Origin of the sequence: Thermoanaerobacterium butyriciformans, assembly GCF_017874545.1 — a bacterium.
GTDB classification, from domain to species: Bacteria; Bacillota; Thermoanaerobacteria; order Thermoanaerobacterales; family Thermoanaerobacteraceae; genus Thermoanaerobacterium; species Thermoanaerobacterium butyriciformans.
Window position 1 is genome coordinate 1 of record NZ_JAGGLT010000048.1, and the last position, 12,496, is coordinate 12,496.

The 12,496-nt window shown below is 33.5% G+C and carries 13 protein-coding genes and 2 tRNA genes; 13 read left to right on the plus strand and 2 right to left on the minus strand.

The annotated features are described in order from the left end of the window. The first annotated feature begins 20 nt into the window (after positions 1-20). The 7 genes from J2Z80_RS14345 (at position 21) to J2Z80_RS14375 (ending at position 4,935) form a co-directional block, all read left to right on the plus strand. Positions 21-95, plus strand: a tRNA-Asn gene (locus J2Z80_RS14345). Between the two features lie 26 nt (positions 96-121). Then, a tRNA-Gly gene (locus J2Z80_RS14350) sits at positions 122-196 on the plus strand. Between the two features lie 109 nt (positions 197-305). Further along, positions 306-548, plus strand: coding sequence for a hypothetical protein (locus J2Z80_RS14355; protein WP_192401559.1), 243 nt, complete (start codon positions 306-308; stop codon positions 546-548). Between the two features lie 131 nt (positions 549-679). Continuing rightward, positions 680-1,417, plus strand: coding sequence for an elongation factor P 5-aminopentanone reductase (gene ymfI / locus J2Z80_RS14360; RefSeq protein WP_209454997.1), 738 nt, complete (start codon positions 680-682; stop codon positions 1,415-1,417). A 241-nt stretch (positions 1,418-1,658) separates the two neighbouring features. After that, on the plus strand, positions 1,659-2,693 hold the full coding sequence (locus J2Z80_RS14365) for a nucleotidyltransferase family protein (RefSeq protein WP_209454998.1): 1,035 nt from the start codon (positions 1,659-1,661) through the stop codon (positions 2,691-2,693). Between the two features lie 14 nt (positions 2,694-2,707). Beyond that, complete coding sequence (locus J2Z80_RS14370; RefSeq protein ID WP_209454999.1) at positions 2,708-3,886, plus strand: glycosyltransferase family 4 protein; 1,179 nt, start codon at positions 2,708-2,710, stop codon at positions 3,884-3,886. Positions 3,887-3,903: 17 nt separating this feature from the next. Then, positions 3,904-4,935 carry a glycosyltransferase gene (locus J2Z80_RS14375; protein ID WP_209455000.1) on the plus strand — a complete coding sequence of 344 codons (1,032 nt, stop codon included), beginning with the start codon at positions 3,904-3,906 and terminating at the stop codon, positions 4,933-4,935. A 1-nt stretch (position 4,936) separates the two neighbouring features. On the opposite strand, the gene J2Z80_RS14380 is transcribed toward J2Z80_RS14375, so the two are convergent. Beyond that, positions 4,937-5,662: a pseudouridine synthase gene (locus tag J2Z80_RS14380; RefSeq protein WP_209455001.1), complete on the minus strand. Its 726-nt coding sequence runs from the start codon at positions 5,660-5,662 to the stop codon at positions 4,937-4,939. 227 nt (positions 5,663-5,889) lie between these two features. On the opposite strand from J2Z80_RS14380, the gene pflB reads away from it, so the two are divergent. The 3 genes from pflB to J2Z80_RS14395 all read left to right on the plus strand — a co-directional run bounded on the left by pflB (position 5,890) and on the right by J2Z80_RS14395 (position 9,861). After that, positions 5,890-8,118, plus strand: coding sequence for a formate C-acetyltransferase (gene pflB / locus J2Z80_RS14385; RefSeq protein ID WP_245301373.1), 2,229 nt, complete (start codon positions 5,890-5,892; stop codon positions 8,116-8,118). A 29-nt stretch (positions 8,119-8,147) separates the two neighbouring features. Next, the gene (pflA, locus tag J2Z80_RS14390) at positions 8,148-8,876 is read left to right on the plus strand and encodes a pyruvate formate-lyase-activating protein (protein WP_209455002.1); all 729 of its coding nucleotides are present in this window, start codon (positions 8,148-8,150) and stop codon (positions 8,874-8,876) included. Between the two features lie 94 nt (positions 8,877-8,970). Then, the gene (locus J2Z80_RS14395) at positions 8,971-9,861 is read left to right on the plus strand and encodes an MBL fold metallo-hydrolase (RefSeq protein WP_209455003.1); all 891 of its coding nucleotides are present in this window, start codon (positions 8,971-8,973) and stop codon (positions 9,859-9,861) included. A 105-nt stretch (positions 9,862-9,966) separates the two neighbouring features. On the opposite strand, the gene J2Z80_RS14400 is transcribed toward J2Z80_RS14395, so the two are convergent. Continuing rightward, positions 9,967-10,206: a glutaredoxin family protein gene (locus J2Z80_RS14400; RefSeq protein WP_209455004.1), complete on the minus strand. Its 240-nt coding sequence runs from the start codon at positions 10,204-10,206 to the stop codon at positions 9,967-9,969. A gap of 115 nt (positions 10,207-10,321) precedes the next feature. On the opposite strand from J2Z80_RS14400, the gene J2Z80_RS14405 reads away from it, so the two are divergent. From J2Z80_RS14405 to J2Z80_RS14415, 3 genes are read left to right on the plus strand one after another with little or no spacing between them, the layout of a single operon-like run. Continuing rightward, complete coding sequence (locus J2Z80_RS14405; protein ID WP_209455005.1) at positions 10,322-11,164, plus strand: fumarate hydratase; 843 nt, start codon at positions 10,322-10,324, stop codon at positions 11,162-11,164. Between the two features lie 27 nt (positions 11,165-11,191). Continuing rightward, entirely contained in the window at positions 11,192-11,749 is a 558-nt protein-coding gene (locus tag J2Z80_RS14410; RefSeq protein WP_209455006.1) for a Fe-S-containing hydro-lyase, read from the plus strand. An 18-nt stretch (positions 11,750-11,767) separates the two neighbouring features. Beyond that, the gene (locus J2Z80_RS14415; RefSeq protein ID WP_209455007.1) at positions 11,768-12,331 is read left to right on the plus strand and encodes a uracil-DNA glycosylase; all 564 of its coding nucleotides are present in this window, start codon (positions 11,768-11,770) and stop codon (positions 12,329-12,331) included. Positions 12,332-12,496 lie beyond the last annotated feature (165 nt).

The window sequence follows — 12,496 nt, forward strand, 5'->3', positions numbered from 1 at the left end:
GTCGCTGCCGGATAATATATTCCTCAGTAGCTCAATGGTGGAGCAACCGGCTGTTAACCGGTAGGTTGTAGGTTCGAGCCCTACCTGAGGAGCCATTTTTGTATTTAAAAGAGAATATTTTGCGGATGTGGCTCAGTGGTAGAGCATCGGCTTCCCAAGCCGAGGACCGCGGGTTCGAATCCCGTCATCCGCTCCACATAGACTGTAAAGATTTCGCTTGCGCGAAGTCTTTTTTATTTTATGCATTAATAAAGACAAGATAAAATATAATGTTAGTAGAAAAGTAGAATTTAGGGGGCTTACATATGGATGTATATGATGTATCGCTGATACCTCTCATAATCGGCTTGGTTGAGGTAGTAAAACAAATTGGATTGCCAAAAAAGTATTCTGCTTTAGTAGCACTAGTTTTTGGAATAGTTCTCGGAATATTGTACATAGCTCCAGGAGATACATTGAAAGGTATATTGCTGGGTATTGCTATGGGCCTTGGTGCATCAGGACTTTACAGTACGACTAAAAATACAGTAGAAGCTATCAAAAAATGATTTAAAAATCAAAGGTGTAAAGCTTGTTCCATATATCATATTTTTATATGATATTGATTTTTGCTTTGTATTTGTATAACCTATTTATTAGTGAATATTTTTTATTTTTGATTATATGAAAGGATGTTTTTATGTTTAATGGAAAAGTCATAGTAATAACTGGAGGTTCTGGTGGTATTGGTTCCTTTATATGTAAAGAACTAGCTAAATTGGGTGGGTGTGTTGCAATTCATTATAACAGCGGCCATGAGAGTGCTAATAATTTAAAAAGGCATATAAAAGAAGAATTAGGTTACGCAGATATATTTAAAGCGGATATAAGCAATAGATCAGAAGTAGACATGATGATGAAAAATATCTTTGATAAATTTGGGCGGATAGATTATCTGGTTAATAATGCTGGTATTTCACAGATAAAACCTTTTATGGACATAACAGAGGACGAATGGAAACACATGATAGATATAAATTTAGGTGGAGTATTTAATTGTACACAAAGTGCTTTAAAATATATGTTAAAGAATAAAAAAGGTGCTATTGTAAATATTTCATCAATGTGGGGAATATATGGTGCATCATGTGAAGTACATTATTCGGCTGCAAAAGGTGGTATTATAGCTTTTACTAAGGCGTTGGCAAAAGAATTAGGACCATCAAATATTCGTGTCAATTGTGTAGCACCAGGAGTTATTGATACGAAAATGAATAGGAAATTGTCATATGACATAATTGAGGATTTAGCATCAAGAACGTCTCTTGAAAGATTAGGAACTCCAGATGAAGTTGCCAAAGCAGTATCTTTTTTATTGTCAGACGAGGCTTCATTTATAACAGGACAAGTTTTAACAGTTGATGGTGGCTTTGTATAAAATATAAAGCCTTATTATTAAATTTCAATTTTATGCTCAATTTCACAACATTTACATAAGCAATTAATACTCTTGACATATGGAATAAATAGGATTATAATTTTAATTGTTAGCAGCCTTTCAGTTAGAGTGCTAATATCAACAAAAAATATAGTGCTATCATATTTTTCACACATTATTTAATATTCTGCAATATATTGATAATTTCTAAATATAAAAATTTAATAAAGGGGGAATTCGAATGAAAGCTTTATTGCTGGCTGGAGGATTAGGGACAAGACTAAGACCTCTAACGAATTTTCTTCCCAAACCTATGGTGCCCATAATGGGAAAGCCTTTGTTAGAGTCAACCATTTTGAGATTAAAACATCAAGGTGTAGACGAGGTAGTAATAAGTACATGTTATAAATCGAATCATATAGAAAAATATTTTGGTGATGGTGAAAAATTAGGCGTAAAAGTATCTTATATTAAAGAAGATATACCTCTTGGTACAGGCGGTGCTATAAAAAATGCAGAAGAATTTTTTGATGATACATTTATAATTTTAAATTCAGATATTATTTGCGATATAGACATTAAAAATCTTGTAGAATATCATAAGTCGAAAAATGCTTTAGCTACAATTGCTATGACTAAAGTTGAAGATCCATCTCAATACGGTGTAATTGAATATGACGATAATGATTACATTACGGCATTTAAGGAAAAGCCAAAACCTTATGAGACAAATTCTAAATGGATAAATGCTGGAATATATGTGTTTGAGCCAGAGCTACTAAATGAAATTCCAAAAGATGAAGTTGTGTCAATAGAAAGGGATACATACCCAAAACTTTTATCAAAAGGATGTAGCATGGCTGCATATAGGTATGGTGGGTATTGGATAGATATAGGTACAATTGAAAAATATAAAAAAGTTCACTTTGACATTTTTAAAAATAATTGTAAATTTGTTGATATGAGTGATTATAATTATAAACGCAAAAATATCATTATAGATCCTTCAGCAAAAATAGTAGAGCCAATTTTTATAGGACACAATGTAAAAATAGACGCAAAAGCACATATTGGGCCATATGTCGTAATAGGTGATAATACTCATATAGGTTCTAACAGCATTATAAGGCACAGCATCGTATGGGACAATGTGAAGATTAACAAAAATGTAAATTTAATAAATGCAGTTGTAGCATCAAATAGTGTTATTGATGGAATGAGAAAGATTGAAGATGAAGTTTATGCTAATAGTATTAATGATTATGTAGCAAGTTAATAGGGGTGATGGAAATGGTGAAGAATAAAGAGATAAAAATAGCATTTTTAAGCACATTCCCACCAAGGGAATGTGGTATAGCGACATTTACACAAGATTTAATAAATGAACTTAAAGATATTAAAATAATAAACGAGCCAAAGGTAATTGCCATAAATGATAAAAAATATGATTATGATGATGATGTTATTTATGAATTGCAGCAGCATGACAGGAATAGCTATATAAAATTAGCTGAAAGATTGAATGATTCTTCAATTGACTTATTAGTAATTGAGCATGAATACGGTATATACGGTGGAGAATGGAGCGAGTACATCCTTGATCTTGTAAATAATTTAAAAATACCTTATGTTGTAACTCTTCATACTATATTATCGAATCCACTAGATAAACAGAAATATATTTTGCAGGAATTGTGTAGAAAAAGCAAGAGAGTTATCACTATGGCCAAAAATACAATTCCACTGCTTTTAAATGTATACGGTGTTGATGAAAAAAAGATAGTCGTTTTGCCTCACGGTGTTCCAAATCTACCAACACTATCTAGCGAAAGTTTGAGAAAGAAATACAATATTGATAGTGATAAATTTGTTGTAAGCACTTTTGGACTCATAAGTCCCGGCAAAGGATTAGAATATGGCATAGAAGCAATTGCAAAGGTAAAAGAAGAACATCCTAATATACTGTATCTTATTCTTGGACAGACGCATCCTAATATAGTCAAGTCTGATGGTGAAGTTTATAGAGATTTTCTAATAAGACGTGTCAATGAACTTGATTTAAACGATAATGTAAAGTTTATTAATAAATATTTAACAAAGAGAGAGATTGTAGAATATTTAAAACTTTCAGATGTATACATGACACCGTATATCGGAAAAGAACAGGCTGTTAGTGGTACACTAGCATATGCAGCAGGGCTAGGAAAATTAGTAGTTTCGACGCCGTACAAATATGCTGAAGAGATTTTAAGCGATGGTAGAGGATTATTAGCTGATTTTAAAGATCCTGATTCTATAGCAAAATGTATAAAGTTTGCAATAGAGAACCCCCACAAGAAACAACTTATGGAGGAGAAAATGAGGGTTTATGGAAAGTCAATGATGTGGGATAATGTGGCACTAGAATACGTAGAGATGTTTTTGAGAATATTTGAAGATTTAGAGGATGATGCAAGAGAAGCAGTATAAACAGGAGGAGACATTATATGAATGGCAGAAATTTGTTTAATCATTTGTTTATACTGACAGACGATACAGGAATGATGCAACATACAATTGGTTCTATTCCTAATCCTAAACATGGTTATACGACGGATGACAATGCAAGGGCAATAATAGCTTCTGTCATGATGTATGAAAAATATAAAGAGGAAAAATACCTTAATTTGATTAAAAGATATTTGTCTTTCTTATTGTATGCACAAGATGAAGATGGTCATTTCAGAAATTTTATGGCATATGATAGGAGATTCATTGACGATGATTTTTCTGAAGATTGTTTTGGCAGATGTATTTGGGCATTAGGGTATTTATTGAATACTCCTTTAGAAGATAGGATCAAACTGCCTGCTATAAAGATGATTGAGAAATCACTACCTATTATTGATGATTTAAAATATATTAGGGGAAAAGCATATACTCTAATAGGCTTATATAACATTTATAATGCAGAAACTAAATTTAAAAGAGATTTTATAAAAGGCAAAATAGCAGAACTGACAGATGATATCATTGAAGAGTATGAAAAAAGTTCAAATGGTGATTGGAAGTGGTTTGAAGATACTGTATCATATGATAATGGAATTATTCCATTATCACTTTTGAAATCTTATGTTGTCTTAAAAGACGAAAAAATTCTAGACATTGCTTTAAAAAGCCTAGAATTTTTAGACTCTATATGCTTTAGAAATGGTTATTTTAAAGCTGTTGGCTGCAAAGGATGGTATGAAAGAGGCAAAAGCATGGCAGAGTTTGATGAGCAGCCTGTAGAAGCTTATACAATGGCTCTCATGTATATAGATGCTTACAAGATTACAAGAAATGAAAAATACAGAGAAAGAGCATTAGCTTGCGATGAGTGGTATTACGGCAAAAATTCTAAAAGAGTAAGTTTGTACGATGAATCAAGTGGTGGCTGCAGTGATGCTATAACAGAAGATGGTGTCAACAGCAATGAAGGAGCTGAAAGCCTTATTTCGATTATCATTTCACATTGTGCCACTAGTGAATTAAGATGATTTATTCGACAGATGATAAGAGTAGCTTTAACTCGTCATCTGTTAATTCTCTCCATTCCCCTTCTTTTAAATTTTCATCTAGATTAAGGTATCCCATAGAAAGCCTTTTTAGATAAATAACCTTTGAGCCAAGTGATTCAAACATCCTTTTTATTTGATGATATTTCCCTTCTTTGATTGATACGCAGACTTTTGATATACTACCTGATGATATTATTTCTAAATCAGCAGGCATAGTCTTATAACCATCGTTTAAAACGATGCCACTTGAAAACAATGAAATATCATCTTCATCAATAAATCCAGAAATTTCTGCGTAATATTTTTTATACACATGCTTTTTTGGTGATAGCAATTTGTGAGCCAGTATGCCGTCATTTGTAAGAAGAAGTAGTCCTTCTGTGTCTTTGTCAAGTCTTCCTGCAGGGAAGACCTTTCTTGCTTTAATATCATCTGGCAAAAGATCTAGTACGGTTTTTTCTGACGGATCATAAGTAGCGCTAATAACGCCTTTCGGCTTGTTCATCATTATATATATATATTCTCTATAAAATATTTTTTCGTCGTTAAATATAATGTCATCTTTATCAGTTTCGATGATTAGCCCGGGATCATTGACAGTTCTGCCGTTTACGGTTACGAGACCCTCTTTTATGAAGCCTTTTACTTCTTTCCTAGTTCCAAACCCCGTATTTGATAGAAGCTTATCAATTCGCATCTTTGCCATTTCAATTCCCCCATATACTTTGACAGGATTTCTTTATAAATTATATCCTAAATATAGAAAAATAAAAGAGTATAATGTGATATATATCATATTTTTTGATTTGAAACAGTGATAAAATATAATTGATGTTGGAAATATAATAAATTTTCTGAAATGTATACAGTATATTGACTACAAAAGACAAAGCAGTTATAATTAAACCATAATAAATTTTAGGGGGTATTAAAATGATTAATGAGTGGAGAGGATTTCAGGAGGGCAAATGGCAAAAAACAATTGATGTTCAAGATTTTATTCAAAAGAACTATACGCTATATGAAGGCGATGACAGCTTTTTAGAAGGTCCTACAGAAAATACTACTAAACTATGGAATAAAGTTCTTGAACTTATGAGAGAGGAATTGAAAAAAGGTGTACTTGATATTGATACAAAAACTGTTTCATCTATAACATCCCATGATGCTGGGTATATAGATAAAGACCTTGAAGAGATAGTGGGGCTTCAAACAGATAAACCTCTTAAAAGAGCAATAATGCCATATGGCGGTATAAGGATGGTTAAAAAAGCTTGTGAAGCATATGGATATAAGCTTGATCCTAAAGTAGAAGAAATATTTACAAAGTACAGGAAAACCCACAATGACGGTGTATTTGATGCATATACTCCGGAAATAAGGGCTGCTAGGCATGCAGGGATAATCACAGGTCTTCCAGATGCATATGGCAGAGGAAGAATCATAGGTGATTATAGAAGAGTTGCACTTTATGGAATTGATAGACTCATCGAAGAAAAGGAAAAAGAAAAGCTTGAGCTTGATTATGATGAATTTGATGAAGCTACAATAAGACTGAGAGAAGAACTGACAGAACAGATAAAAGCATTAAACGAAATGAAAGAGATGGCTTTAAAGTACGGGTATGACATATCAAAGCCTGCAAAAAATGCAAAAGAAGCTATTCAATGGACGTATTTCGCTTTCCTTGCAGCTATAAAAGAGCAAAATGGTGCTGCTATGTCGCTTGGAAGAGTATCTACTTTTCTTGACATATACATTGAAAGAGATCTTAAAGAAGGAACGTTGACAGAAAAACAAGCACAGGAATTGATGGATCATTTCGTGATGAAATTGAGAATGGTGAGGTTTTTAAGGACTCCAGATTATAACGAACTTTTTAGTGGTGATCCTGTTTGGGTGACTGAGTCTATAGGCGGTGTAGGAGTAGATGGAAGGCCTCTGGTTACTAAAAATTCGTTTAGGATATTAAATACTCTCTACAATTTAGGTCCTGCACCGGAACCAAATTTGACAGTACTGTGGTCGAAAAATCTCCCGGAAAACTTTAAAAGATTCTGTGCTAAAGTATCAATAGACACAAGTTCAATACAGTACGAGAATGATGATCTTATGAGGCCTATCTATAATGATGACTACAGTATTGCGTGCTGTGTATCTGCAATGAAGACAGGTGAGCAGATGCAATTCTTTGGCGCAAGGGCGAATCTTGCGAAGGCATTGCTGTATGCAATAAATGGCGGCATCGATGAAAGGTACAAAACTCAAGTAGCGCCAAAATTCAATCCGATAACATCAGAGTATCTAGATTTTGACGAAGTCATGGCAGCATACGACAACATGCTGGAGTGGCTGGCTAAAGTGTATGTAAAAGCTATGAATATAATACACTATATGCATGACAAGTATGCATACGAAAGATCGCTTATGGCCTTACATGATAGGGACATTGTAAGGACGATGGCATTTGGAATAGCAGGTCTTTCTGTTGCGGCAGATTCATTAAGTGCGATAAAATATGCAAAAGTGAAAGCTATAAGGGATGAGAATGGCATAGCTGTAGATTATGAAGTTGAAGGTGATTTTCCTAAGTTCGGAAATGATGATGACAGAGTAGACTCCATTGCTGCTGATATTGTGGAGAGATTTATGAATAAACTTAAGAAACACAAAACCTACAGAAATTCTATACCAACATTATCTGTTTTGACAATAACGTCAAATGTGGTTTACGGGAAAAAGACAGGTGCTACACCAGATGGCAGAAAAGCCGGTGAACCATTTGCACCTGGTGCAAATCCAATGCATGGAAGAGATACAAAAGGTGCTGTTGCATCGATGAACTCTGTGGCGAAGATTCCTTATGATAGTTCGCTGGATGGAATATCATATACGTTTACGATTGTGCCAAATGCACTAGGAAAGGAAAATGATGACAAGATAAATAACCTTGTGGGTTTATTGGATGGATATGCATTTAAATCTGGGCACCACATTAATATAAACGTATTAAATAGAGACACGCTTATTGATGCTATGGACCATCCGGAAAAATATCCACAGCTTACCATAAGAGTATCAGGGTATGCAGTCAATTTCAACAAACTAACGAGAGAGCAGCAGCTGGAGGTTATATCACGTACATTCCATGAATCTATGTAAAAGTAAATTTTTTGTAAGGAGGATGTGTCATGGTTATGGGAAAAATACATTCAATAGAAACATGCGGAACTGTCGATGGGCCTGGTGTAAGGTATGTAGTATTCATGCAAGGATGTCTATTGAGATGTGCATATTGCCATAACCCTGACACTTGGCATTTAAACGATGGAAAAGAAGTATCTACAGATGAAATATTTAATGATGTGAAAAGATATATACCATATATGAAAGCATCTGGCGGCGGTGTGACATTGAGTGGCGGTGAACCGACACTTCAAGTAGAGTTCTGTACAGATCTATTTAAGAAGCTTAAAACAGAGAAAATACACACTGCAATAGATACGTCGGGATTTGTCGATATTGAAAAAGTAGAAGAGCTTGTAAAATACACAGATCTTTTTTTGCTTGATATAAAGCATATTGATGATGAAGGTCATAAGAAACTTACAGGTGTTTCAAATAAAAAGACGTTAAAATTTGCGAAATACCTTTCAGATATAGATAAAAAAGTCTGGATAAGACATGTGATAGTGCCGGGTATAACGGATAATATGGAAGAAATAAAGAAGTTAGCTGATTTTGCATCATCATTAAAAAATGTAGATAGAGTTGAAATACTGCCATACCATAAAATGGGTGTGTATAAATACGAAGCACTTGGGATACCATATAGTTTGAAAGGAATAAATCCTCCTGACACATCAAAAATAGAAGAGATAAAAAAAGAATTTAGAAAAAGAGATATTAAAATAGTTTAGCCTCATGATGTCTGTCATGGGGCTCTTACTTTGATTTAAGTTAATAAAGGGTGTAAAATTATCATGTGATGATGTAATTTTTGGAGGTAATCGCATGAACTTAAATAAGATAAATAGAAATACGTACTACATAGATAATCCTACAAATATTGGTGTTTACACCTATAAAAACAAAAATTGTCTATTAGTAGATACTGGTATAAACAATGGACAAGCAAGAAAAATTGACAATGTATTAGTAGAAAATGGATTGCATCCCAAATATATTATAAATACTCACAATCACATGGACCACTGTGGTGGTAATATATACTTCAAGACTCAGTACCCTGGGTGCGAAATTTATACATCAAATAAGGAGCGATTGTACATAGAGAACCCGGAACTCAGGGACTATATATTGTTTTCGTCAAGTTCTTTTAAAAGCCATGGAGAAAGTAAAAAATCATATAAAGTGGATTATGTTCTTGAGTATGGCACAAATAAAATTGGAGATGAAAAAATTGATATAGTACCAATAATGGGCCATTCTGTAGAACAAGTTGGCGTTTTAACACCAGATAGGGTTTGTTTTTTAGGGGATAGTGTCTTTAGTGAAAAGATAATAGGCAAATACTCATTGCCATATTTATTCAATATTGAAAACAGTATAAATACATTAAATAAAATTAAAGAAATTGATGCAGATTTCTTCGTATTGAGTCATGCGGATACTGTTTTAAACAAAGAAGAAATTTTGAAGCTAATAGATTTAAATTTGTCTAATATAAATAAAAATATAGAGATGATTATTGAAATACTTGGTGAACCGCAAACGAGAGAAACTTTGCTTCAAAATATTGTAATACTTAATGATTTGCCAATCAACTTCAATCAATACTATATATATTTTTCTTCTATATCAGCATTTATTTCTTATTTATACGATAGAGATTTGATAAGTCATTTTATTGAAAACGGAAAATTGTACTTTTACAGCAAATGAACATAAAAGATAAGAAAAATTATATTTAATTGTACAATTTACAGTCTAATAATAAAAAATGATAGAACGCTTTTTTAATAGTTTCTATCATTTTTTATTTTATTATTAGTTGATACCTAAAAGCTTCATTATATGATGCTTGTTTTGTGAGAAGCCTGTTATTATTTCATTTTTGTAGATAAGAGTTGGAACGATTCTTCTTTTATATTTGTCTAATAGCTCATCTCTGTATATATCTATAGAGCAGTCTCTTTCTTCAAAATCTATACCATTTTCCTTTAAAAACCTTTTAGCCTCTGCACAATCTGGACATGTTGGAAGTGTATATACAATTAATTTTTCCATAAAAATCACCTCAATTAAATTATAATTTACAACGATTATTTTACAAAATCTTTTAAGAAAATAGAAGTTGTAGTATTATTATTTTGATGGTATTTATTTAGAATGAGGTGTACTTATGAGAGAGGTAAAAGCGGATGATATAAAAAAAACTGTGGAGCTTTTATGCATAGAAGCTAATTATAATTTACCGCAAGACGTTTTAAATATATTGAAGGAAAAGGCTTATGAGGAAGTTAGCGAAACAGGAATAGAAATACTGAATAGTATAATTGAAAATGCTAAGATTGCCAAGGTAAAAAAAATGCCAATATGCCAAGACACAGGCGTAGCGGTGATTTTCGTTGAGATAGGACAAGATGTCCATGTTGTGGGTGGTAGTCTTTATGATGCTATAAATAATGGTGTTAAAGATGGATATCTCAATGGGTATTTAAGAAAATCAATTGTGAGTGATCCATTCATACGCATCAACACAAATGACAATACACCACCTATCGTACATTATGATATTGTAGGCGGCGACAAATTAAAAATTACAGTTGCACCAAAAGGTGCAGGAAGTGAAAATATGAGTGCGCTAAAGATGATGAAGCCTTCCGACGGCATTGAAGGTGTAAAGAAGTTTATAATTGATACAGTTGAAGCGTCAGGCCCTAATGCATGTCCGCCGCTTATAGTAGGCGTTGGAATAGGTGGCAATTTTGAGTACGCACCGTTGCTTGCTAAAAAGGCCCTTTTAAGGCCTATCAATCAAAGGAACAATGATGATGATATAAGAGCACTAGAAGAAGAACTTTTATTAAAAATAAATAGCCTTGGCATAGGACCGCAAGGATTGGGAGGTAGTATAACTGCGCTAGCGGTAAATATAGAAAAATATCCTACCCATATAGCAATGCTTCCAGTAGCTGTAAATATATCGTGCCATGTTACAAGACATGCGACAGCTATACTATAAAAACAAATTAAAAATGTGGAGGGGAAAATGTATAAGAAGATAAATACACCTTTAACAGAAGAAGTCATAGAAAATTTAAAATCTGGCGATACTGTTTTGATTACAGGTAGAATTTTTACTGCCAGAGATGCTGCACATAAAAGGATGGTAGAATCTTTAGATAATGGGCAAGAATTGCCTTTTGACATAAAAAATCAAGTAATTTACTATGTAGGACCTTGTCCTGCAAAACCTGGCCAAGCGGTAGGAAGTTGTGGACCTACTACAAGTGGCAGAATGGATGCATACACGCCGAAACTTTTGGAGATTGGTCTTAAAGGGATGATTGGAAAAGGATACAGAAATAAAGAAGTAGTCGACGCAATGATGAAGTACCATGCTGTGTATTTTACGGCAATTGGTGGTGCTGGCGCATTACTATCAGAAAGAGTGATAGAGTCTAAAGTAGTTGCGTATGATGATTTGGGACCAGAGGCGATACATGAATTTACTGTAGAAGATTTCCCTGTCATCGTCACAATTGACATGTATGGTAATAATCTTTATGAAAGTGAAAGAGAAAAGTACAAAAAGGCTAATTTTTAAAACAGAAGGGTGGTTTTAATGTCATTATTGCCTTTGAAAGAACTTATGAAAGAATGCATGAATTGTACAAAATGTCCGCTGCACAATGTCAGGAACAATGTTGTCTTTGGTGAAGGAAATTTAAAGTCTAAGATAATGTTTATAGGTGAAGGACCTGGACGAGACGAGGATTTGCAGGGACGGCCATTTGTTGGGAGAGCAGGTCAGCTACTAAATAAAATGCTTGAAGCGATAAACTTAAAAAGAGAAGATGTATATATAGCAAATATAGTAAAATGTAGGCCGCCTAATAATAGAGTCCCGCTGCAAAATGAGGTAGATGCATGCTTACCTTATCTGAGAAATCAAGTTGCTATAATAGCTCCAAAAATTATCGTATGTTTAGGTGCTACGGCAGCAAAAGCCATAATTGATAAAGATTTTAAGATAACTGTTATGAGAGGACAGTGGATAGAAAGAAAAGGCGTAAAGATAATAGCTACGTATCATCCGGCAGCACTCTTAAGAGATCCAGAGAAAAAGTATCCTGCATGGGAGGATTTTAAATCAATAAAAAATGAACTGGACAAAAGTAATTCGTAGCATTTCGATGTATACTTGAGTATAACAATGTTATTTGCAGATAACGACGTTATACGGTTATTAATAGATGTTGTAAAACAAATTCAAACGTGGTATATTAACACATGTCGCTGTGAAAGCAGCGGAGGCAAAGTACCACAAAATACCAGAGAAAATAATATTGAC

Coding starts and splice junctions, on each gene's coding strand:
- pflB (WP_245301373.1), top strand. CDS start 5,890: ATGATTAATGAGTGGAGAGGATTTCAGGAGGGCAAATGGCAAAAAACA.
- J2Z80_RS14355 (WP_192401559.1), top strand. CDS start 306: ATGGATGTATATGATGTATCGCTGATACCTCTCATAATCGGCTTGGTT.
- J2Z80_RS14395 (WP_209455003.1), top strand. CDS start 8,971: ATGAACTTAAATAAGATAAATAGAAATACGTACTACATAGATAATCCT.
- J2Z80_RS14415 (WP_209455007.1), top strand. CDS start 11,768: ATGTCATTATTGCCTTTGAAAGAACTTATGAAAGAATGCATGAATTGT.
- J2Z80_RS14405 (WP_209455005.1), top strand. CDS start 10,322: ATGAGAGAGGTAAAAGCGGATGATATAAAAAAAACTGTGGAGCTTTTA.
- pflA (WP_209455002.1), top strand. CDS start 8,148: ATGGTTATGGGAAAAATACATTCAATAGAAACATGCGGAACTGTCGAT.
- J2Z80_RS14380 (WP_209455001.1), bottom strand. CDS start 5,662: ATGGCAAAGATGCGAATTGATAAGCTTCTATCAAATACGGGGTTTGGA.
- J2Z80_RS14370 (WP_209454999.1), top strand. CDS start 2,708: ATGGTGAAGAATAAAGAGATAAAAATAGCATTTTTAAGCACATTCCCA.
- J2Z80_RS14375 (WP_209455000.1), top strand. CDS start 3,904: ATGAATGGCAGAAATTTGTTTAATCATTTGTTTATACTGACAGACGAT.
- J2Z80_RS14400 (WP_209455004.1), bottom strand. CDS start 10,206: ATGGAAAAATTAATTGTATATACACTTCCAACATGTCCAGATTGTGCA.
- J2Z80_RS14410 (WP_209455006.1), top strand. CDS start 11,192: ATGTATAAGAAGATAAATACACCTTTAACAGAAGAAGTCATAGAAAAT.
- J2Z80_RS14365 (WP_209454998.1), top strand. CDS start 1,659: ATGAAAGCTTTATTGCTGGCTGGAGGATTAGGGACAAGACTAAGACCT.
- ymfI (WP_209454997.1), top strand. CDS start 680: ATGTTTAATGGAAAAGTCATAGTAATAACTGGAGGTTCTGGTGGTATT.